Source organism: Priestia sp. ST2, assembly GCF_055810735.1.
This window is the reverse complement of record NZ_JBVVNT010000002.1, coordinates 86228-108717: the sequence shown is the minus strand read 5'-3', so window position 1 is coordinate 108717 and position 22490 is coordinate 86228. Positions and strand designations below refer to the sequence as shown.

The 22490-nt window shown below is 38.2% G+C and carries 25 protein-coding genes; 2 read left to right on the top strand and 23 right to left on the bottom strand.

Annotation, left to right across the window (positions count from 1 at the left end):
* Nucleotides 1–106: 106 nt before the first annotated feature.
* The 15 genes from AC0KUU_RS06915 to AC0KUU_RS06845 all read right to left on the bottom strand — a co-directional run bounded on the left by AC0KUU_RS06915 (nucleotide 107) and on the right by AC0KUU_RS06845 (nucleotide 13299).
* Complete coding sequence (locus AC0KUU_RS06915) at nucleotides 107–595, bottom strand: immunity protein YezG family protein (protein ID WP_182006702.1); 489 nt, start codon at nucleotides 593–595, stop codon at nucleotides 107–109.
* The gene (locus AC0KUU_RS06910; protein ID WP_098589907.1) at nucleotides 585–791 is read right to left on the bottom strand and encodes a hypothetical protein; all 207 of its coding nucleotides are present in this window, start codon (nucleotides 789–791) and stop codon (nucleotides 585–587) included. Before AC0KUU_RS06910 ends, AC0KUU_RS06915 begins: the two co-directional genes overlap by 11 nt.
* 29 nt (nucleotides 792–820) lie before the next feature.
* Nucleotides 821–1276, bottom strand: a complete 456-nt coding sequence (locus AC0KUU_RS06905; protein WP_322552114.1) for a DUF4274 domain-containing protein — start codon at nucleotides 1274–1276, stop codon at nucleotides 821–823.
* Nucleotides 1277–1481: 205 nt separating this feature from the next.
* Nucleotides 1482–1967, bottom strand: coding sequence for an antitoxin YezG family protein (locus tag AC0KUU_RS06900; protein WP_025751641.1), 486 nt, complete (start codon nucleotides 1965–1967; stop codon nucleotides 1482–1484).
* A gap of 407 nt (nucleotides 1968–2374) precedes the next feature.
* A complete protein-coding gene (locus AC0KUU_RS06895; RefSeq protein WP_162214379.1) occupies nucleotides 2375–2842 on the bottom strand; it encodes a DUF600 domain-containing protein in 468 nt (155 codons plus the stop codon).
* A gap of 15 nt (nucleotides 2843–2857) precedes the next feature.
* A complete protein-coding gene (locus tag AC0KUU_RS06890; protein WP_340597209.1) occupies nucleotides 2858–3748 on the bottom strand; it encodes a DNA/RNA non-specific endonuclease in 891 nt (296 codons plus the stop codon).
* A 544-nt stretch (nucleotides 3749–4292) separates the two neighbouring features.
* Nucleotides 4293–4805: an Imm6 family immunity protein gene (locus AC0KUU_RS06885; protein WP_162214380.1), complete on the bottom strand. Its 513-nt coding sequence runs from the start codon at nucleotides 4803–4805 to the stop codon at nucleotides 4293–4295.
* 13 nt (nucleotides 4806–4818) lie between these two features.
* Entirely contained in the window at nucleotides 4819–6882 is a 2064-nt protein-coding gene (locus tag AC0KUU_RS06880; protein WP_322552115.1) for a ribonuclease YeeF family protein, read from the bottom strand.
* Nucleotides 6883–6900: 18 nt separating this feature from the next.
* Nucleotides 6901–7158 (bottom strand): YwqI/YxiC family protein, encoded by a 258-nt coding sequence (locus tag AC0KUU_RS06875; RefSeq protein ID WP_013083474.1) that lies wholly within the window; start codon nucleotides 7156–7158, stop codon nucleotides 6901–6903.
* Nucleotides 7155–7586 carry a YwqH-like family protein gene (locus AC0KUU_RS06870; RefSeq protein WP_013057382.1) on the bottom strand — a complete coding sequence of 144 codons (432 nt, stop codon included), beginning with the start codon at nucleotides 7584–7586 and terminating at the stop codon, nucleotides 7155–7157. The genes AC0KUU_RS06875 and AC0KUU_RS06870 overlap by 4 nt, the downstream gene beginning before the upstream one ends.
* Before the next feature lie 336 nt (nucleotides 7587–7922).
* Nucleotides 7923–9317, bottom strand: a complete 1395-nt coding sequence (locus AC0KUU_RS06865) for an MATE family efflux transporter (protein ID WP_098333053.1) — start codon at nucleotides 9315–9317, stop codon at nucleotides 7923–7925.
* 154 nt (nucleotides 9318–9471) lie between these two features.
* The gene (locus AC0KUU_RS06860; protein ID WP_025751627.1) at nucleotides 9472–10104 is read right to left on the bottom strand and encodes an HlyD family secretion protein; all 633 of its coding nucleotides are present in this window, start codon (nucleotides 10102–10104) and stop codon (nucleotides 9472–9474) included.
* A 29-nt stretch (nucleotides 10105–10133) separates the two neighbouring features.
* Nucleotides 10134–11789, bottom strand: a complete 1656-nt coding sequence (locus AC0KUU_RS06855; protein WP_098999558.1) for an MFS transporter — start codon at nucleotides 11787–11789, stop codon at nucleotides 10134–10136.
* Nucleotides 11790–11982: 193 nt separating this feature from the next.
* Nucleotides 11983–12420, bottom strand: coding sequence for a MarR family winged helix-turn-helix transcriptional regulator (locus AC0KUU_RS06850; RefSeq protein WP_043982995.1), 438 nt, complete (start codon nucleotides 12418–12420; stop codon nucleotides 11983–11985).
* 117 nt (nucleotides 12421–12537) lie between these two features.
* Nucleotides 12538–13299, bottom strand: a complete 762-nt coding sequence (locus AC0KUU_RS06845; protein ID WP_322552116.1) for an exodeoxyribonuclease III — start codon at nucleotides 13297–13299, stop codon at nucleotides 12538–12540.
* Between the two features lie 171 nt (nucleotides 13300–13470).
* Here AC0KUU_RS06845 and AC0KUU_RS06840 point away from each other — a divergent pair, with 171 nt between their 5' ends.
* Together AC0KUU_RS06840 and AC0KUU_RS06835 are read left to right on the top strand one after the other, a co-directional pair.
* Nucleotides 13471–13629 carry a hypothetical protein gene (locus AC0KUU_RS06840; RefSeq protein ID WP_165802510.1) on the top strand — a complete coding sequence of 53 codons (159 nt, stop codon included), beginning with the start codon at nucleotides 13471–13473 and terminating at the stop codon, nucleotides 13627–13629.
* 86 nt (nucleotides 13630–13715) lie between these two features.
* Nucleotides 13716–14975 carry an erythromycin esterase family protein gene (locus tag AC0KUU_RS06835; RefSeq protein WP_043982998.1) on the top strand — a complete coding sequence of 420 codons (1260 nt, stop codon included), beginning with the start codon at nucleotides 13716–13718 and terminating at the stop codon, nucleotides 14973–14975.
* 36 nt (nucleotides 14976–15011) lie between these two features.
* Here the strand turns inward: AC0KUU_RS06835 and AC0KUU_RS06830 are convergent, their stop codons facing one another.
* The 8 genes from AC0KUU_RS06830 to AC0KUU_RS06795 form a co-directional block, all read right to left on the bottom strand.
* Nucleotides 15012–15485, bottom strand: a complete 474-nt coding sequence (locus AC0KUU_RS06830; RefSeq protein WP_043983000.1) for a heme-degrading domain-containing protein — start codon at nucleotides 15483–15485, stop codon at nucleotides 15012–15014.
* 13 nt (nucleotides 15486–15498) lie between these two features.
* Entirely contained in the window at nucleotides 15499–16533 is a 1035-nt protein-coding gene (locus tag AC0KUU_RS06825; protein ID WP_322552117.1) for an oxidoreductase, read from the bottom strand.
* On the bottom strand, nucleotides 16530–17300 hold the full coding sequence (locus AC0KUU_RS06820) for a DeoR/GlpR family DNA-binding transcription regulator (RefSeq protein ID WP_043983002.1): 771 nt from the start codon (nucleotides 17298–17300) through the stop codon (nucleotides 16530–16532). The genes AC0KUU_RS06825 and AC0KUU_RS06820 overlap by 4 nt, the downstream gene beginning before the upstream one ends.
* A gap of 308 nt (nucleotides 17301–17608) precedes the next feature.
* Nucleotides 17609–18700 (bottom strand): toxic anion resistance protein, encoded by a 1092-nt coding sequence (locus tag AC0KUU_RS06815; RefSeq protein ID WP_043983004.1) that lies wholly within the window; start codon nucleotides 18698–18700, stop codon nucleotides 17609–17611.
* An 18-nt stretch (nucleotides 18701–18718) separates the two neighbouring features.
* The gene (locus tag AC0KUU_RS06810; protein ID WP_165575055.1) at nucleotides 18719–20335 is read right to left on the bottom strand and encodes a YceG family protein; all 1617 of its coding nucleotides are present in this window, start codon (nucleotides 20333–20335) and stop codon (nucleotides 18719–18721) included.
* Nucleotides 20336–20429: 94 nt separating this feature from the next.
* Nucleotides 20430–21008, bottom strand: a complete 579-nt coding sequence (locus AC0KUU_RS06805) for a TerD family protein (RefSeq protein WP_043983009.1) — start codon at nucleotides 21006–21008, stop codon at nucleotides 20430–20432.
* 35 nt (nucleotides 21009–21043) lie between these two features.
* Nucleotides 21044–21622: a TerD family protein gene (locus AC0KUU_RS06800; RefSeq protein ID WP_013057396.1), complete on the bottom strand. Its 579-nt coding sequence runs from the start codon at nucleotides 21620–21622 to the stop codon at nucleotides 21044–21046.
* A 24-nt stretch (nucleotides 21623–21646) separates the two neighbouring features.
* Nucleotides 21647–22243, bottom strand: a complete 597-nt coding sequence (locus AC0KUU_RS06795; protein WP_165575052.1) for a TerD family protein — start codon at nucleotides 22241–22243, stop codon at nucleotides 21647–21649.
* Nucleotides 22244–22490 lie beyond the last annotated feature (247 nt).

Here is a 22490-nt window from a genome sequence, read left to right as displayed (position 1 = left end):
AAACTTTTAATTCTACGCTTGTAAAATGTTCTCCTGATGCAATTCTTTTAGGGTTAATTTAGTATCTTCATGAGATGGGAATTTAAGCACAAATACTGGATTTATGCTAAATTGGATTATTGGGATACTCATTTAAATACTTATTAATTAACGCCTTGCTTTCGCTATCATCTGGTTCTGCTTCTAAATATTTATATTCCCAAATCACTAACTGGTCATCAAAGCTGTAATCTGTGTCAAACCAATTTGTATAATCATAATGCACCTTTAATTTGCCATCGCTATTAACAGATAGTGTAAAAGAGTACCAAAGTTCTTGCTGATTATCTTTAAAAACGCTTCTTAATCTATTACTTAACTCAAATAAAGCTCGATCCTTCATTTTATAAAATTCTTTATCAATATCGTATTCATAAGGAATTTCTAAACTATATTTATAGTTACTTTCATTATCAAGGGTATTATAAAAAAAGTAAGTGCCTCCTCCAGTTTCTGATATTTGAGCATAAAAATAAAACTTTCCCCATTCTTCTGGTATCATTTTATTCACTGTTTCAGCTATTTCTTTATGTAATTGCTTCATTTCATTTTCCACTTTTAGCAACCTCCGATACATTTGACCTTAATGAAACACCAACAAAAACGGTCTCACCTGCCACTCTTTTCATGACTTCAGTTCGTTCAAATTCTATACCTACCATTCTTCCAGATTTAGCTGCTTGATATTGATATTTAGCTTCTTTTATGTATTTTAGACTTAGACCTAACTCTTTTCTCTTTTTATAATGCATCAATTAACCTAAGTTTAGTTACTAATTCATTATATTTTAAAAATATCAACCGCATCTCCTGGAGATTTATTAATAAGGAGTTCAGGAATGTTTGGATTACTCTTCTTTAATTTATATTTTTGAATGTTTGTTAATTCAGGATTGAAAGAAATAGCCTGAGATGTAAACTCTAAGTTTATGAGTTTGTTGTAAACTTCCCCTAAAAATTTTTTCCAATTTTCCAAAGGAGAATTTAAAACCTCACCAGGATCTTCTAACATACGATACCCTTCTGCATAATGAAACATCAGTAAACCTGTTCCAAAATCACAAGCTGCATTTTCTAGAATAACTGTTGGCACTTCAAATCCACTATTCCAGTTATAATTTGCAGCAGAGTAATGAAGCAATAGAGAGTTATTAGTATTCAATAAATAACTTATTATATAATCCTTATCTGTGCTATTAAGTAACTGTTGAAGAAAATGAATATCGTCCTTATCCATAAGTTCTTGCCTCCTTTTTAAAAAACTCAAATGCTATAACTTATTGATTATTGCTGTTAAAATTTTCTTCATATCTTTTCATTTTCATCATTTGTTCTTTATCTTTTTCATCCGCTAATTCTCTACTTAAATATTTGTACTCGAAAATCCCGCATCTTCACTTTGTGCTTACTGCTTCCTTTATTTGTATAGCCTTAATAATTATTTAAATAGGATTATTTGGATATTCTTTTAAATACTGATCTATTAAACTTTTAGTTTTTTCATCCGCCGGTGCTTCATCTAAATATTTATACTTCCAAATCTTTTTCTGTGCTACAAATCCGTAATCTGTATTCAACCAATCTGTATAATCAAATGATACAGAGAACTTCCCTGTTTGCTCTAACATTAGCGTAAAAGAATACCATAGTTCCTGGTTATTTTCTTTAAAGATTTCCCTGAGCTGTTCACTAAGATCAAAAAGCTTATCTTCTTCATTATTAAATTCTAGTTCCGATATGTTAAATTGTTTTGGTATATCTAGACTATACGTGTAGCTATTATCTCTAATTGATTTATAAAAAAAGTAAACTCGTCCCCCTGATTCATCAATCTGTGCATAAAAATAAAATCTTTTCCATTCTTCTGGAATCATATTATTAACCGTTTCTGCTATTTCTTGATACAATTCCTGTAACTGGCTTTCCATTTGCATAAAATTTATCCTCCTGACTGGTTTTCAAGTGTTACTATCCCTAGTTCTTCACCTTCAATTTGATACTCTATTCTAAATTTGATAGGGCGTATCGAATGCCCTCTTTAACAGGAAAATCTTTTTACCGATACTTTTTTAGAAAAGCTTCCTTCAAAGCATTTGCCCAACCTTTATCTTTCTCCATATAAACCAAATTCCATTAGAACAATTGTTATCTATTTTACCTGCACTAATGTTGTTCCTCAACACATCGCGTCTGGTTATGTATTCTTCCAAGCCATTTATGATGACAATATCGTAGATGCCTTTTTCGGCTTGCTCCAAGACTTTGAAGGATTTGGAAGATTCAATATTGATTAAAGTAAAAAACCTTGAAAGGCTTTAGCCAATCAAGGTCTAATTTACAAATGACTTTCTTTTACTTCTTCGAACCAACAATCAAAAATATCATCTGGCAATAGTTCGTCATCATTTGTATAAATTAAGTCATATCTATAGTTTGCTTTTAAACTATTTTTCTTAACATCATAAAAAAGTTTCATTTCGGTCGGCATATCCCTATCGAATTCTTCACATTTCTTATGAATAAGTTTCAAGTCATCATTACCAATTTTCAAAGCCGCCTTCTGTCTTTCTCTTGAAACGTCATAAACTAGATTGTCTTGACCATCTAATTTGGCTGTAGCCTCATTTAGTTGATGTTTATGGACTAGCTTTCCATTAATTCTAAAGAAAAAGTCAAAAACATACATTTTAGACTCATGTGAACAATAGATATAAATTTCATCTGCTTTATTTTCAACATACTCTAAACAAATAGCCACCATGTCTGTTTGTAACTCTGAAAAATAATCTTCAAATACCTTCATATAATATAACCACCTCTAATTTTCTATACTTGTAAAACTCATACGTCCCTGTATTTCATATTCTATATCAAAGCTACTTGGTCTTACATTATTACCCTCGTAATTTATTTTAACGTTAACTGAAACATGTTTTCCTTTTTCTATTGCTTTAGCCCATTTATTCTCTAACTTCTTGTATTTACTTAAATTCACATCACTTGCTTGCGATACGAGGTTATCTAGATCTGGCGAGCCTCCAAATCTATCACCAGCTAAATGTCCAGCATGGTCACCTGTTTCTTTTCCTGGCGTGTTTGATTTATGTGGTAATCTACTATCTCTCTCTGTTAATCTTAAGTCTCCTGCGTCAAACTCTTTGAGTCTTCCCGTGTTGTCTGTCTCATATAAATACTCATATTCTCCTGTTTTATACTTAACATTTGGTTTTAAAGCACCTTCCGTAGTCATATGACTTCCATCTCTAATAATACCTTCTGCAACATTAGCTGTTTTATTAGCCGTACCTTTTTGAAATTCCCGTTCACTCACACTCTCTACTTTTGCAGGCTTATCAACCCTCCGAACTGTCTCTACCTTAACCGAATCACCCAACTTCTCCACATCACGCTTGGACATAAATCTTCCGCCAGCTCCGCGATAGCGATTATGAACTGGATCATATTTCACCTTCGTTACCATCTGCATCGTCTGCTGCTTCACATTCTGCAAGGTCTCCCTCACGGTCTGCTGGGCAAGTGCTGGACCAGCCGGCACAAGATCTGGCATGAGTCTTGGCATACTGCTGTCTAGGATGTTGTTATACGTTTTATGTAGCGACTGTGTCCAAGAGGCCGGTGCATTTTTGACGCTTTGGTAGGCTTGCTTTGTGACGTTGGCAACGGCGCTTGTGCGAAGCGTGTTGCGCATGTTGTTGAGCTTTTCGGTTCCTTTGGTCGCAAGGCTTAGGCCTTTAGCTAATCAGACTAAGCTTCAATTGAAACAATTAAAAATGAAAACCCTTTGAAATTATATACCCTCAGATAAAAGAAAGCACTTGTTGCCTAAAGTAGACAATCAAGTGCTTTAAGTTCGTTTATTTTGTAGTAACGGTATGAAATCTTATATATGTTCTGACAATTTCTATGTCAACACTTACAAGTTTTTTTATTGTCATCCTTTTATTCATCGCCTAATAAATTTCATCTCTCTTAAGCTCGTGCTTTGCTTCTAGTCCTATTATCGCGCGTAATAGTCTATGATGAGACAACCAACAGGAGTTTTGAATGTCAAGTAAGTATTTTTTCATCTAGACACAAATACTTTATAAGACAACAAGAGCAAGTGTTATTTAAAACGCTATTAAGTGCTCTTTCAATACATAATAGCGTTTTCTATAATTCTAAACTGCAAACATTCTTCTCCAATTTGATAATTATCATTCTAAAAAATTCATAAAATGATAGTGTGAAAATTAACTTTGTATTTGTAATTCCTTTAAAACTTCTGTCCGCAAATCACTCGCTATATCCCTATTCTTATGGTCATCCAATAAAGAATTTATTCTCTGGATATAACTATCTGAATTCTCTATACACATTTCAAAACAATCCATAAAATGGTCTACCAATGTCTCATCAACTAAAGCGATTGGTTCTGGATAATATTTAACTCCTTCTCTTTCAAACGCTTTTCTGCTAGTATAAGCAACTGCATCAATAACACAGTTCCAAGCTATTACATCCGTTTCATTATCCGACATCTCTTGCACTATTGTTATACCGTTTTCCTCATTGTCTAATAATTCATAAAGAATATCTCCTATATTTTCTTTATTCTCTAGCCACTCCCAGCATTTATATAGAACTTCTTGAGCTAAAATTTGATCTTCTTTTTGAGAAAAGACCGACAAAGCTTTTTCTGAAAGTCCCAGAAAAAATATCACTTTACCGTCTTCTGTTAAATTATTAAATTCAGTATTAGCCATAATTAACCTCCAACTAATCAATATACTTTCCATTTTTAATCATTAGATTAAGCCTACCAGTTACTTTAATGCTTTCATTAATTTCCGATGTTACTTCGATTTTTAAATTAGGATATTTTAAACTTAATTGCTTTAACACACCCGGCGGTACTTTATCGTTTGCTAACCCTTGATAACACTTCCTACATACACCTGAAGGATTCGATTGATGTAGTTTTAATGTTCCTGCTACATCTTCTGGTTTTATACCTGCCTTTATTACTGCTGAATCTAATTCATTTAGAACTCCTTCCTCTGCATGTCTAGTGAACAATGGGTTATTTCCTGGAGCTTTAATATTTCTGTTAGGCATTATTTCATCTAAATCAGGTAACCCAGCTTCTTTGCGTACTTTCGGTGATCCGCCTTCAAAAGTTAAATTTTCTAATCCTTTTACATCCGTTTTTCCAACTGCAACTGTTTCAGTTTCTGGAACATTCCATTTTTCCCTTAGTTCATCTATATCGGTTTTACCAATATCAATCTTACTTTTATTAGCCGCACCCTTGTAAGCAACCGAAACTTTCTCAGCTTTCTGCATGACATAATTTTTTGAGTTCTGCAACGTCTCTCGAACCGTTCTTTGGCCCAAGTCTGGACCTAGAGGCGCTAATTCTGGCATGAGTCTCGGCATATTCGAATCTAGAATATTGTTATACGTTTTCTTTAAGGATTGAGTCCACGATGGAGAGCTTTTTTGAACGCTTTGGTACGCACTGCGGGCTCTGTTCGTAATAACTTCAGTACGAAGTGAATTACGCATATCACTAAGCTTCTTCGCTCCGTTTGCCACGGCATTAGCGCCTGCTTTCGCTGTTTTCCCCGCTACCTTCGTAGAAAGCGCCCCAGCTCCAGCAATTCCTAAGGCTTGCAGAAGACTTGCTTTACGCTGCTCTTCACTGATTTTATTCCCGAACATGTCGCGTCCGGTCATGTATTCTCCTAAGCCGTTTGCAGCCACAAGACCGTAGAGGCCTTTTTCGGTTTGCTCCAGGACTTTGAAGGATTTAGCGGATTTGTAGGCGTCTAAGGCGTGATCCGCTGCGCTTAGGCCTTTAGCCGTTTTGTAGATGGCTTTTCCGCCTTTTGCGGCTCTTCCTACCCAGCCGACAACCGGAATGAAGCCGGCTGCTGCCATGGCTCCTGCTGCGACGCGCTGTGAGGTAGAAAGTTTTTCACCCGTAACAGGGTCCACGCCTTCTGCTGCTCGTTTATAATCATAATATCCGCTGACCTCTCCTGTAAAGGTAGAAACCGCGTCCCACGTTTTTTCATACCACGGCTTGTTTGCTTCTTCTTCTTGCTTTTTTTCCAGCTCGTATACTTCTTCTTGCTGCTTGTTATAGTCAACATATGAAGTCGCATAGTCGTTTAGCTTTGTTTGCACTTTATACAGCTCGCTGTCGTGATAAGCTTTTTCGTCAAAGGCAAGCTGATAGACACTTCCTCCTTGACTCGTAGCAAGCTCTAAGCCGCTTACTAGCGTATCCACTACCGCATAGAAATCGTCCATTTCGCTGTATTCTTTTGACCATTCAGCGTCAAGCTGGTTCACTGCTTCAATTGTATCGGTGCGTTTTTTCTCTGCTTCTTCTATTTTATCGTTAAACTCACTCGTTGAAAACGCTGAAATAGAGACGATATCGTCAATGCCGTTTAAAATACTCTGCAGATCGTCGTGCTGCTGCGCAACCATTTCTTTAGCATTGCTGTTGGCGTTTTTTAGCTCTGTTTCTAAAAATGATTCATCTACAATCGTGCTTCCTGATAGCTTTGCTTTTTCAGCTTTAACGTGAAGCGTTGAAAAATAGCTTTGCTGCATTTTAATTAAGTTTTCCCACTGTCCGGCCGTATCAACGTGCTGCTTATAAAAAGATTTTATATTGTCAGCGCCTTTTCCTTCTAAGCTGCCTTCTAAGTCCGCTACGCCCTGCAGCGCTTTTTTCAGTTCACCCAGCTGGCTGAGTAACTCATCGTAGGCTTTTTCCCTGTCTTTTGCTATATCAAACAGTGCTTTTGCATCGTATACCTTTCCCACAGTCATCCCCCTTTGCTGCTACGAATGGATAATAGATTCGTCTTGTTCTTTTAGTAAGTCTACATTAGATTTTGTATCTTTTACGTTTTTGTTTAGTGCTTTTATATAAGTAGAAATAAGCGTTTGAATTTCTTCTTCGCGCGCTTCCCATTTCTCTGTAGTATCAAGGCTGTTTTTTCCAAGGTCAGGCATTTTGCTAATGGATAAATTTCCAATCGCTGTGCTGACTGCTTCAAGCTTTTTGATAACGTCAGCGTGATCAAGCTTAATTGTCATGAAAACAGCCCCCTTCTAATTTCACTAATCTTGTTTTCTACTGCGTCATAGGCTTCTTCACCTTTAGCTAATAAAGAATCCGCTTCTCCAATAACGGCGTTCAAGCCGCTCAAAGCTCCTTTTTCAGCTTCTAGCGCCCATATCTTTGTTTCAATTTCACGAATGTATCCATCGTAATCACCGTCTAAAATGCCTTTTATGTTGTCGTAGGCTGCCGTACGTTTTTCGTCAAAATCATCCGATAACGTACCCGTCCATTTGTCTCCCAGCTCAGGCTTTTTGATGTGTTCAATTTCTTTTAATGAAACAGCTTGTTCATGCTCAATTTTACTTTTAGCCGTTCTTAGCTTAGAAATTTTCCCTTCTACATCTGAGACTCTTCCAGATACTTCACCCAGCAGTCCGTCTAATACGCTTCCTAACCCCATATCGTTCCTCCTGTTCCGCACATTTCGAGTTTAATCCAATAATTATAAGTATAAAATTTGTCTCATTATAGCTAAATAGGAAAAAACTCTCTTTTTTATGCTTCTAGTTTCATGAATTGAGATAAAAATGAAAAATAAGAGAAAAAAGACTCATGTCTAAATACGTTATCCAACCATATACCGTTATCTAAAACAAAGAATAAGTAGAATAAAACCATTCCTTTGTACCCATACCCATTTTTTCCCACAAATTAAAGCTTTTTGCATAAAAAGACCAGCTTCACTTCGTTTTTTCACACAGCAAAAAACCTCTGCACATCCTGCAGAGGTTTTGTTTTATACTTGAACCGGCGTTGGTTCTTCAGCTGTTTGTTCGTGCTGTATAAGTCCGTAGTTTTCCCATGCTCGGCTTTTCCAGCGGAAAAACATAATAACTGCGCGCGTCCATTCATCGGCTGCGATGGCAAGCCAAATGCCAGCGAGCCCCATGTCTAAATGGAAAACGAAGAAATAACCGAGTGGCAAGCTCATCATGACCATCGACATCGCACCAATTAACACCGGATATTTGGCATCTCCCGCTGCCCGCAGCGAGTTAATCAGCACAATGTTCATCGTTCTTCCCGTTTCAAGCACAATGCTCAGAAGCAGCACCGTCGCCCCAAGCTCAATGATATGCGGATTGTCTGTAAACACGCTGATCAGCTGTGTTCTGAATGTCATCACAAGAACAACCATCATCATCGTTACGGCACTGGCCCATTTGACGCTTTTCCATACGCGATGGTACGCTTCATCTTTTTCGTTTCCGCCTACTAAACGGCCGACAATAATCGCTGTACCCATTCCAATTGCAATGGCAAATAAGTAAATGAACATTGAAATATTCATCGCGTACTGTCTCGCAGCAAGTGATTCTGCTCCTAGGTAGGTTGCATAGTATAAAAAGACAATTTGACAGCCTTGATACATCACTTGTTCAAAAGCCGACGGAATACCAATTTTTAAAATTTTACCGATATATTCTTTTGAAAGCGTAATGTAGTATTGAAATTTCACTCTATATTCCATCACTTGATACAGCAGCCAAAAGAACACAATAAGGGCAACAAATCGGCTGAACGCAGATGAAATTGCTGCTCCTTGCACGCCCATTTCCGGAAAGCCGAACTTCCCGAAGATTAAAGCATAGTTTCCTGCAATATGAAAAATGTTCATTCCAAGTGAAACAAACATTGCCTGCTTCGTAAAGCCATGTACGCGAATAATCGCTGCAAGAGAGTTAATAATCGCTTGAAGAAAAATAGCTCCTCCAACGATGGATAAATAGCTTTGTGCATACATCAGCACGTCACCTTGTAAGTTCATCGCTTCCATCATATGTCTTGAAAACAAAAGAAAACCCGCGCTAATGACTAGCCCGACTCCTAAATTTAACGTAACGGCCAAAGCAGAAATCTTTGACGCTTCTATATACCGTTTTGATCCTAAATACTGAGAGACAACAATTGCCGCCCCGTTACCAATGACCTCTAACACCAAAATCGCAATGTGAAGGTATTGATTGGCTGCTCCGACTCCTGATACGGCATCATCCGACAGCGCACTTAGCATAAAGGTATCAGCAATCCCCATTAACATAAAAAGAAACACTTCTAAAAAGATCGGCCACGTTAAGAAAAACAAATTCAGCTTTTCTTTTGGCCCTTTTTTTGTTTCGACCGCGGTCATCCCATCACCTTCTTTACCGATATCCAATTTCAAACAAGAAGTATCTTACCACACATTTCCTTTGTATACATCCCCTTTTTAGCACATTTTTTATTTTATTTGTTTAGGCATAAAAAAAGCCGCTCCCTTAGAGGAAGCAGCTTTTTTTCCGTTATTAAATTGAAATTTTCACTTCTGCGTTCATACCTGGAAGAACTTTATCTGATGCGTCATCAATTGAAATTTTCACCGGTACTTTTTGCGTTACTTTTGTATAGTTTCCTGTATTTTGAGCAGGAAGCATAGAAGACACTGAGTTTGTTGCGCGGCCGATTGCTTCAACATGGCCTTTAAAGACTTTACCTGAGTCTCCGTCCACTGTAATGTCGACGCTGTCTCCTTCTTCTAAGTCACCTAGGTCTGTTTCTTTAATGTTTGCATTGATATAGATTTTAGATAAATCAGCTGTTTGTGCTAACACATCGCCAGCTTTTACTAATTGATTTTGAGATGCGTTGTTTTTAATAATTGTTCCGTCAATCATAGACGTTACGTCTGTTGATTTTTCGCCTTCTTTTAAGCTTCCAACAGAATCACCTTGAGAAACGCTATCTCCTTCTTTTACATTCCATTCGCTTAACTGACCGTTAGCTGAAGCGATGACTTGTGAAAGCGGTGCTTCTACCTGCGCTTCATCTGTTTTAACGTAATTTGCTTTTTCGTAGAAATAATATCCACCAAAGCCTACTAGTAATAAAATCACAATGATTCCAACAATGTTAGTAACCAATAAACGACTTTTACTCATCGGAATTCCTTCTTTCTATAGTTAGTATATTATACAGAGGTTTCTTCTGTTTGAGGTGCCGGCAGCATTTTTCTTTCTTCTTGCGGCTCAGCTTCTTCTTGAACCTCTTCTTTTTGAACAAGAATTCTATTTTCACCGCTCCACGCTTTACTTAGTGAAGCAATGAGCATAATTACGCCTAAAATACCAAGCATGAAAAATAAGTTATGATACGCATGTAAAATCGACGCTTTTTTAGCGCCTGCTACAACAGCCGTCACGGCCGATGTTTTTGCGTCTGCTTGACTCATTCCCATACCCATATAGCGTTTGATCATTTCAGATAACTGCAGCTTCACCTGAGGATCTACTGAGCTAATTTGACCTCGAAAATCTTCATAATAAATCGCATTTTGTCGAACAACAAACCACCCAATCACAGGTGCTACAATCGCTCCTAATAAATTTCGAATGGAGTGCAGTGAAATGGAACGCATCGAAGCTTGATGTAAATCTCCGGCTAGTGCCGCTCCTAGCGCGCCGGATACCAGTGCCATACTAACACCCATACCAAAGAGCATAATGTGAACATATAAACTTACTAGTGATGTATCGGCTGATACGTTCACCCAGCTAAATCCTACAATGACAATAAGAAGTGATCCAATTGCTCCAAGGTAACCTGGACCAAATTTGTCATATAAGAATGTCGTTGCAAACGCTGAAATCAGTACCCCAACAAAAAAGTATAAATAAAAATAAGAAAGCGTGGTGTACGATGCATTTTGCACATTTTGCATGACGCCATTAATACCTGCAATGGCTAGAATATACGCCATATGACCGCCAATTGCCATAATTGTACCTGCAACTGGTTTTACGGCTAGCAGCGATTTTAATGGTACTAACGGATTTTCAGCCGCTAAATCAACTAAGACAAAAATGACAACTAATCCTGCTGCAGCTAGTAAGAACGGCCACACTTGAATAGAAGCAAATCCTTCGTATCTTAGTTCATACAGTGGATACACCAATAAAATCATAATAAGACTAAGAATAAAGATACTTTTCTTATCCACTGGTCGATCTTCTTGCTGAGTTGGATCATGAGCAGGTAATACCTTATATCCAATAAACAGACAGACAAGAGAAGCTATTATTCCTAAAACAAAAACCCAGCGCCAATTATCCATGCTAAGAGATACAGCACCTAAAAAGGCTCCAATCGCCGTTGAACCGAACAGTCCGCCGATTGCTAACACTAAAAAGAAGTTTCGGATTTTATTCGGAAACGAGATCAGCGCAGCTGGAATAATGGTTAAAAACAGCATTCCTGAACTTAAGCCTTGAATCAGACGACCAAGGGATAAAAACGCAACGTTTTCTGAAAAAACATTGATAATTGAACCCGCTAAAAAGACCAAAACGAACGTTAAGTATGCTTTACGCACGCCATATTTTTTCGTGAGCATCGGACCAATCGGTACCCCAAGTCCAAATGCCAAGTTAGAAATAATAGATGGCAATAGTAAGCTTTGTGTACTCGCATCAAATCGATTTTGAATCAATACTTGATTGACCGTGTAAGATAAATTCAAAAAATACTGAGGACCAATTGAAAATAGCGTTAAAATCGCCATAATCAAGTATTTAGGTACGCTTAAACCTTGTTTGTCGGAGGCTACTGCTGGATTATTCTGACTCATATTTATTCCTCCTTTTATTAAATTCTTTTCATATGACTAACAATTCCTTACATATTTTATTGTACAAGTTGTATCATGCAAGTTATAGCAGCACTACATATTATACATCTTTTAAAGAAGAAATCAACTTCTTTGTTTCAACTTAAAAAGACTATTTTTCAATAGCCTTTTTGTTCATCTATATGTATTCGCTTTAACATCCATTACTGCGCCATTTTTTAAAATCGAGATTCAAGCGGGATAAGCTTTTTTCCAGTGCTAAAATCTCTTCTTCCGACCAGTCTTCCAATACTTCAGCATAGGCTTGTTTACGCTTGTTTTGTACATGCTGCAAAATATCTTTTCCTGAATCCGTCATTTCAATTAAACTAATTCGCCCGTTTTCTGGACTTGGAAAGCGGCGAACAAACTGTTTGGTTTCAAGCGCAGATACTTGCCGGCTAGCTGTAGATAAGCTCAGCTTTAAATTTTCAGCTAATGCATTAATCCCGAGCGGACTGCGCTGATCTAGCTCGCTTAACAGTAAATATTCAGAACGGTCCAAGCTTCCAAGCTTAGGACTGTGCGTCGTTGTTAGACGAACAAGCAGCGCAATTTCGTGCTCAATGGTTTGCAGCGAGTCTCGCTTCACCTTTGTCTCCCCCTTTATCTCATGAAACATTCTGTACTTTTTAATATGTTTACTATACCGCAACCGTTCGCGTGAACCAACCTTTTTTCCGTTTTTCTTCTATTATATAGAAAGATATCATAGATAGGGTACATTTAATTCTAGCATCACAGGACAGTGGTCGCTTCCCATTACATGCGGATGAATAGCAGCTTCTTGAATAACGTCTTTCATTCTCTCCGATACGATAAAATAATCAATGCGCCACCCGATATTTCGTTCTCGCACTTTGTTCATATATGACCACCAGGTATAGGATCCTTCTTGATTCGGATATAAATAGCGAAATGTATCAAGAAATCCGCTAGCAAGAAGCGTCGTCATTTTCCCTCGCTCTTCTATTGTAAAACCAGAATTTCCTCGGTTTGGCTTCGGATTACGCAAGTCAATTTCTTCATGTGCTACATTTAGGTCTCCGCATAAAACTACCGCTTTACGGCTATTTAATTTTTTTAAGTACACGAGCAGATCATCTTCCCATTGAAGCCTTTCTTCAAGCCTTGCTAAGTCTCTTTTAGAATTTGGCGTATACACATTTACTACATAGCATTGTTCGAACTCAAGCGTGATAATACGTCCTTCGTCTTCTGATTCTTTATCCACGCCGTATGAAACGGATAAAGGCTTTTGCTTTGTAAAAACAGCCGTTCCGGAATACCCTTTTTTCACGGCATAATTCCAGTACTGATAATATCCTTCTAGGTGCAAATCAATTTGGCCTTCCTGCAGCTTCGTCTCTTGAATACAAAATACATCCGCATTCACTTCTTGAAAATAATCTAAAAATCCTTTTCGCACACACGCGCGAATGCCATTTACGTTCCACGAAATCAACTTCATAAACTCTTCACGTTCTCCTCACTCGATTTATGTATCAGTGTTTAGTGTAGACAATTTCTTGCATGAGTTCAAATAATTTAAAGCGTATACTTTTCTTTTCAAGGTATTCCTGATATTTCTTCTTATTTTATTTTCTGTATCTCAAACACTAGATACAAGAGGTGAAATATAATGTCAACAAACCACACGTATGAAAATAACGAAGAAGTTTCTGCTGTTTCTAAAAAAGAAGAGCATCCTACTAAAGAATGCGAAACACAGAATCAAACGGCGCTTACTAAAGAAGATTTTTCTTTAAATGATTCTGCCATTAAGCACTTTAGCAGGTAATTCATAAAAATAAAAACGCGTTAACTGGTAGCAAGACTCGCTGTCTCAAGCTCTTGCTATCCATTTCTTAAACATAAGGTGGTCCTATGCTAAAAACCATTCAAATGATAGAAGCCATTAAAAAACATTCTATGCCTTTTGCTGATGTCGATGACTTACTGCCCCTTATTAACACAGCAAGCCGCGCTCAATACGTACTTCTCGGAGAAGCCTCTCACGGCACATCTGAATTTTACGAAATTCGAGCAGCTATTACGAAAGAATTAATTCAGCATCATGATTTTTCCTTTATAGCAGTGGAAGGAGACTGGCCTTCGTGTTTTGAAGTTAATCGCTATATTAAAGGATATACAACTCAATACGCGAATGCCGAAGATGTCTTAAGATCTTTTAGCCGCTGGCCTTCATGGATGTGGGCCAATCAAGAAATAAATGATTTGATTGAATGGCTTCGTGATTATAACAACAACTTGCCAGCACATCAGCCAAAAGTAGGTTTTTACGGCTTAGATGTATACAGCCTGTGGGAATCGATGGAAGCTATTATTGAGTACTTAGAAAACAACCACGCGCCTGATGCAAAGAAAGCGAAAAAAGCCTTTGAATGCTTTGAACCTTTTCATCGCGAAGCACAGATGTACGGAATTTCTTCTGCCCTTTACGGAAAGAACTGCATGGTAGAAATCTTAGAGCTTTTACAAACCATTCAGCAAAAAAAAGATACCTATACTCATGAGCCTGAGGCTGCGCTTAGTATGCAGGTAAATGCGCTGGTAGCAAGCAATGCTGAAGCTTATTATCATACGATGATTACCAACGACAATGAATCGTGGAATATTCGCGATCGTCATATGGTAGAAGCTTTAAAATATATTCAAGCTTACTACAAAGATAGCGCTAAAGGAATTGTATGGGAGCATAACACTCACATCGGAGATGCAAGAGCAACGGACATGAAAAGCAGCGGCATGGTGAATGTAGGTCAGCTTACCCGTGAAGAATACGGACAGAAGCATGTTTACGCCGTCGGATTCGGAACTCATCACGGCACGGTCATTGCTTCTGATAGCTGGGGTAATCGTCATCAGGAATTAACCGTTCCTCCAGCTATAGAAGGAAGCTGGGAAGATGCCATTCACCGAGCAGGTGCTTTTGATCAATATCTCATGTTCACAGAGGAAAACCGAACATTTTTTCATTCAACGATAGGCCACCGCGCCATTGGTGTTGTCTACGACCCAGAGATTGAACAATACGGAAATTATGTTCCTTCTCGCTTGTCAAAACGATATGATGCTTTTATTTATGTAGAAAAAACACACGCCTTATCACCACTCATCCTTTAATGAAATAAGCGGACTTCCAACGAAGTCCGCTTATTTTTATTGCAAAAAGCTACGAATCGTATCTGTCACAAGTTCATGATCTTCTTCTTGCGACATGCCTGATACAGTAATGGTTCCAATTACGCCAACGTTTTTAACCGAAACCGGAAATGACCCGCCTACCGCTTCGAATTCCTGAGGATTCGCTGCATAAAACTGCGCGTAAGAACGATCTTTTAACTCGCAGTACAGCTTCATATAATACGAGCTGTGATGGTGGCGAAGAACGGTATTTGATTTTCGTTTAATCCATTCTTCATGGTCGGGAATGGCCCCTTCCATCGCATGTTGAAAGAGAGTTTGACCATTTCGTTTTATGCTTACTGTAACGGCTTTCCCCTTATTTTTTGCTTCATTAATAATTGCTGTTCCTATCTGTAACGCTTGGTCATTTGTAAATTGATGAAAGATCAGTTCTTTTTCCTGCTGAACTACTTTTTCAAGCAGTTTCTCTGCCGAATGATTACTCACTGTTTCTCGCTCCTTAGTTAAAATAAACCGCTCGTTTTTCTTTGCTGCTTTCAAATGCCGCTTCGATAACTTTAACTACGTCACGAGCTTCTTCTGCTGAAACCGGAAGCTCTTCTCCTCGAAGCAGGCTGTCGGCAATTTTTTGATAATACGTCACATAAGAACCGTGCAGTGTTTGAATTTCTTTCGTTTCGCCTTCGCCAGTTGTCAGCTTCCCGTAGTGTTCAGGGCTGTCGGCTCCCCACATATCGTCCACAGGCTTCTTACCGGCTCTTAGCATATCTTCTTGGCCGTCAATGCCGTATTTAATATAGCTTGCTTTTGTTCCGTGAACTTGAAAGCGCGGCCCGTTGCTTGGCACAATGGCACTTGAATGTAAAATAACGCGAAGAGAACCGTATCCAAGCACTACGTGGAAGTAATCATCCGTACGTGCATGATCTCGCTGACCAAATACATCAGCTTGAACAAATTCAGGCATTCCAAAAAGGTGTAAGGCTTGGTCTATTAAATGAGAGCCTAAATCGTAAAGCGCTCCTGACCCAGGTCCTTCATTTTCTCTCCAGCGGTCTCGAACAGCTGGACGATAGCGGTCAAAATGCGCTTCATACATTTTAACGTCGCCTAATTTCCCTTCTTCAATCAGCTGTTTCACCGTCAAATAATCATTATCCCATCTGCGGTTATGATAGACGCTTAGTTGAACATCTTGTTCTTTTGCTAATTGAATTAATTCATTTGCTTCTTTTTCTGATACAACCATTGGCTTTTCAACAATTACATGCTTGCCTGCGCGTAGTGCGTCTTTCACCATTTCATAGTGCATGCCGCTAGGCGTTGTAATAATAACTAAATCAATGCTGTCATCTTCTAGAAGTTCAGATAGAGTGCTCACTACTTCAACATCTTCTAAGTCACTCTTTACTTTTTCAGAATTTGAGCTCATTACTTTTGAAATATGAAATTCGTCTAACACGCTTAAAAGCGGCGTGTGAAAGACCGTTGCTGAAAATCCGTACCCTACTAATCCTACTTTTATTTTCTTCATTGTGTTTCCTCTCCTTTATCAAAATCTGTTACGATAAGCCGCACTTGATTTTGTTCTATTTTTTCTTTTACATCCGCTTCTGGCTCTTTATTTGTGATTAAGATATCAATATCGCTCATATCACATACTCGATGTAAAAATTCACGTTCAAACTTCGTATGATCCGCAAGCATAATAACTTGTCTTGCACATTGAATCATCTTTCTTTTTAAAAATGCTTCTTCTTCACTTGGAGATGTAATACCATCTGCACCAACCCCGCACGTACCTAAAAACAGCTGATCTACTTTGTATTCCTGCAACGTAGAAATCGTTCTTGGCCCGGTGACGTTACGGTTTTTCCCGTTAAACTTTCCCGGCAGCAAAAACGTATCACACGCTGTATATTGATCGAGCAAATCCACATTATCAATGGAATTCGTAATAACGGTTACATGCTTTACATCCATATACTTCGCCATTAGCGAGATGGTAGAAGACGTATCTAAAAGCACGTCATACCCCTCCGACATTAACAAAGCTGCTTCTTTAGCAATTTGTTCTTTGGCTTTGGTAGGCGTCCGTTCACTGTAATCAATGATATGACTTGACGATAGCGTCGCTCCGCCTTTAACTCTCATAACCTCGCCGTTTTCTTCAAGCTTGACTAAATCACGCCTCGCCGTATCTTTTGAAACGGTAAACATATCGCAAATTTCGTCTAACGTAATCGTACGGTGTGTATGAAGGTATTCAACAATCGCACTCATGCGCTGTTCTTGATACATTGAAATACCCTCCTTTTTTACTTTGATATGAGCTAATTGTAGCGCAAAGAAAAACTAAAAACCACTAAAAAACTTAAAAAGCTTAATTATTTTAAGTTTTTAACTTAAATTATAAAAGATTTTTTTAACAAATTCGAAAAAAATCATAAAAGTGTACAAACGCTTTCTGGAAATAACTATCTTATTTTGGATAATACTCCTTTTATATCTGATACCCTTTCACGCTTTTCACTAATCTCTTACGGTTCAGACTTCTAGCAAACGTATAGGCAAAAAAAGCGGGAATCGTAAAGATTCCCGCTTTTTCGTTACATCTTATGTTCAAGCGCCTTGAAGTTTTCTTGAAATTGCGCTAAGCGAACAAGTCCTTCTTCACGAAGGCGTTTGTTTTCTTCTTCGATTGCTTTTGTTTCCTGCATTCCTTTCATAATAATATTCCACGTTTGTTCCATCGTTTCTACTTTTACGCTAGGAGCACCGGACATTTTGGCAATTTTAACGCTTTGCTGTGAAATGTTTTCTGCATTGCGAATGAGCAGCTCATTTGTGCGTTTGTCTAATTCGTTCATAGACTCCGCTACTAAATTTTGACGTTTTGCTGCGATTGCGTTAATGAGTCCATTTTTAAAAATAGGAATCGTTGTAATAAACGCAGAATTGATTTTGCCGATCAGCTTTGTATTTCCTCGCTGCAGCATACGGATTTGAGGAGCGGATTGATAAGATACTTGTTTTGCCATTTCTAAATCATATAATCGCTGCTCCATCAGCTCAACCGCATTTTTTAAGGTTTGAAGCTCCATTGCCGCCAGCTGATTTCCACTCGACGCTCTTTCTTCAAGCACCTTTACCTCTTGTTTTAACTCTTCTACTTTCACTTCGCCCGCTACAATGTATTTTTCAAGCTCCATATAATACTGATAGTTTTGCTCGTAAAGCTGTTCAAGCGTCGTGGTTGAATGCTTCATTTCAGTTTCATATTTTGTAATCTCTACATATACTTTATCAATTTCAGAGCCCATTGTTTCATATTTTTGAAACAGCTTATCCACTATTTTTTGACCGCGTTTAAAAAGCTTAGAGAAAAACCCTTTATCTTCAACAAAATCCTTTGCATCAAATTTATCCATAATCTTTCCAAGCTGCTTTAATAATTGACTTGACTCTTCCATGCTAGACGATTTAATTGTACTAAGCACTTTTCCGGAAAACGAGGAAATTTCATTGGCTGTTTCTTTCCCATACTCAAGTAAAGCTAGCTGATTTTTATAATCAATTTGTTCTGCTAAGCGACGTACTTCCGGCTCTTCTCGCAGTTTTGCTTTTACTTCATTAGGCTTTGTTTCTAAAACTTCTTCGGCTTCGTTTACATCTAAAGACTGTAATTCGTTTGTTCCCATTTAAAAACCCTTCTTTCTTTAAAAGATTCGTTTTAACCATTTTTGAATGAGCGACGGCTCTTTGAATTCTTCATTAAAGCTAATATCTTCTAGCCAATGTATATCGAAATATTTTTCTTCGACAAACGCTTCTATATCTATTTGACCGGTCGGATTAAAAAGAACAATATCAACGCCAAATTCATTTAACAGAAGCAGTAAAGCTGCATCTTCACGCGTAAACGTTTCATGTTCATTTCCGTGATAGATAATGAGCCGAGGGACGTGCTGCGTATAATCAAATTTTTGAAGCATGCGAAGCACGTTGTTTGGAAGCTTCAAAGACTGATTAAACAAGTACATTTGATGCTGATACGCATCTTCATGATCCAACCGAAGGAGCTTTGAATGTGCACAGTATCTGGAAATAGCTGCAGCTAGCCCTTGCTGAAGCCCGATAGGCAGTTCTTTATAGCGCCACCAGTTGCTTTCAATCATTTTATCAGGACTGAGCGTCCCATCACTTCCGAGAGCGCCTTGGTAGTGAAAGTGATTATTTCCTTCTATTTTTTTAGCAAAAGGAACAGAATCAACAGTCAGAGCTAACTCATTTTCTGTTTGCATGAGCTCATGCACTTTACTCCAGTACTCTTTTCGGTTTTTTGAAATGCCAAGCACTTTTGAAAACAGAACCGGCACGTGTACATATGGCTTTGACACTTCAAAATTAGGACGAATAAACGCCCGTTCTCTCATTAATAAAAAAATCTCATCATACGTCGTTTTAAGAGTAACTGAAGTTGGAAAATACGAACGAAATTGCCACGGTTTATACAGCATAGACTCCTCTGAATGAAGCACTTGCTCAATTTCTTGAGAAGCTCGAAATGCTACCGTACCTTTTCGAACCGGCTTATCCGTTGGAAAAGGTAAAAGCGAGCTAGTAGAAGGAAACGTATAAACCGTTGTTAAATGTTGATTCTTATCTACTTCTTTTAAATGATCCTTTCCCTCTGGATGAAAGGTAAGGACGTCAAAACCTAGTAAAATCAAATAATAGAGAAAATACTGCTCGCTTTTATTCGCATCTCCATACCACATGATGCGAGGCGCGTGTTCAGGAAATGCTTGATCGACCATCCAAGACTTCACATGATTCCACTGCCACTTTATTAAATCGATTAATACGCGTTGAAAATGCCCGTCCATAAAGCCCTCTGCGTGCTGTTCTTTAAAACACGTTAAGGTTTCAATAAATTTTTCGCGTATTCTTCTATGTATAGCGGGATTTTCTGACTTCACGATCAGCTTTTTTCCTTCTAAAAAAGCAAACAGTCGATTGACAGAAAGGCCGCGTTCTTCTTGATTAATTTTAAGAATCGTTTGTACTTCTTTTAATCTATCATTTGAAATGGACTTATCAAGCTTATCGTGCAGGACAAGGATCGATGATGATGAATGCGCAAGTTCATAAAGAAAAGATGCGTACTCGTCCGCATCAAGATGGGTGCCTACATATCTTCCCGCCACTTGTTTGTAGGAAATTTGCTGCTCATTTTGTATAAAGTCACCTCGCAGAGAAACATCTTGAGAAAAAAGAGAAGTTCCATTTTGCTCGTTAAGATTAATGATATGAGGATCAATTAGTTTACTCACGCCTTACAGCTCCTTTCTTTTCAGACATATACATGCTAAAAAGAAAGGGTACTCGTTAAAGCACCCTTTCTTTTTCATTTATTCCGTGCCTTTTTTATACGGATAATCCGTAGTTGCGGCAAAGGTCGGCCAAGCCACCGGAAAATCCGCTGCCAATGGCATTAAACTTCCAGTCGTTTCCGTGCTTGTATAGCTCGCATACAACGACAGCTGTTTCGATTGAAAAATCTTCACCTAAATCATATCGCAGTACTTCTTCATTTGTTTCAGCATCAATCAGACGAACAAACGCGTTGGATACTTGTCCAAAGTTTTGTCCGCGAGCATCTGCGTCGTGAATCGTGACGCTAATTCCGATTTTTTCAACGTGGTCAGGAAGAAGGGAAAAATCAACGGCTATTTGCTCATCGTCTCCATCTCCTGCACCCGTACGGTTGTCACCGTTATGCTCCACAGCGCCATTTGGACTTTTTAAATTGTTGTAAAAAACAAACTCCTCGTCATTTACAACCTGACTTGATTTATTGGCTAAAAATGCACATGCATCTAAATCGAAATCCTGAGATCCGGCATATTTGTTTGTATCCCATCCAAGGCCTACTATTACTTTTGTTAATCCTGGGTTGGTTTTCGTTAGGTCAATGCGCTGACCTTTTGATAAAGAAATTGACATAAAAACATCCTCCGTACGTTTTCTTACTTTAATGATTAGGCGTTTAAACCAAAGTCGTTTACAAGTGCCGCTAGGCCGCCTTGATAACCGCTGCCAATAGCATTAAACTTCCATTCTCCGCCGTGTCGGTACAGCTCTCCTACTACAACGGCTGTTTCGATCGAGAAGTCTTCACCTAAATCATAGCGAATTAACTCTTCGTCATTTGTTGCATTTAAAATACGAACGTAGGCATTGCTTACTTGGCCAAAGTTTTGACCGCGCGCTTCCGCTTCATGAATCGTAATGGTGAACGCGATACGTTCAATAGATTGAGGCACATTTTTCAAATCTACTTGAACCTGCTCATCGTCTCCTTCACCTACGCCTGTACGGTTATCTCCTGTATGCTCAACCGCTCCGTTTGCACCCGTCGTATTGTTGTAAAAAATAAAATCAGATTCTGAAGCGCATTTTCCCGCTCCGTTTAATAAAAAGACAGATGAATCTAAATCAAAATCGTTTCCACCGTCATACTTATTTACATCCCATCCAAGACCTACTACTACGTTTGTTAATCCTGGATTCGTTTTTGTTAAATCTACTTTTTGTCCTTTTGAAAGATTAATAGCCATTTCGTTTCCCTCTTTTCAAGTTGTTTATTTTGTATATTTATTTGCAATTTCTCCTAATCCAGTATCTCTCGTTGCATCTCCAGTTGCTGAAAACTTCCATTCATTCCCGTCTCGGTAAATTTCACCTGCAAATAAAGCGGTTGCTCCTGAATGGTCTTCAGATAGATTAAAGTAGACAAGCTCTTCGTTTTTAGCGCTGTCTACAACGCGAATAAACGCATTTTTAATCATACCGAAATCTTGGTTTCGCTCAACACACTGATAGATGTTGACCACAAACACAAGTTTATGTACGTTTCCAGGAACCTTTTTTAAATCAACAAAAATTTGTTCATCGTCTCCTTCACCTGCTCCGGTAAGGTTATCGCCTGAATGCTTAACGCTCCCGCAGTTACTGTGACGATTTCCAAAATACACAACGGCTGAGTTACTTACAAGCTTATCGTTTGAATTTAGCATAAGAACAGATGCATCACAGTCAATACTTGGTCCGTTTCCTCCGAAACCAAAAAAGCTGCGTTTTTTTACAGGATCCCATCCTAATCCAACTGTAATAGAAGATAGGCCTTCTCTTCCTTTTGTTAAATCAACTTTCTGCCCTTTTTGTAGATTAATAGCCACTTTTATTTACTCCTTTACTGTAACGAATATATTCTATTTCAGATTCTCTATAGCTCTATATCATAGCGCAGATAAATGAAAAAATAGTGAAATTTTTATACCACTTTTAACGTTTACGTAAATCTTCTTTCCATGGAAAGAATACCACAATTTGGTGATTGTTTCAAAAATTAAGCGGTCTGTTGTGACATAAATTAATTGATTTAAAGTTTGAAAGTGAAGATAATCTACTAAAAAAGACTGTCTC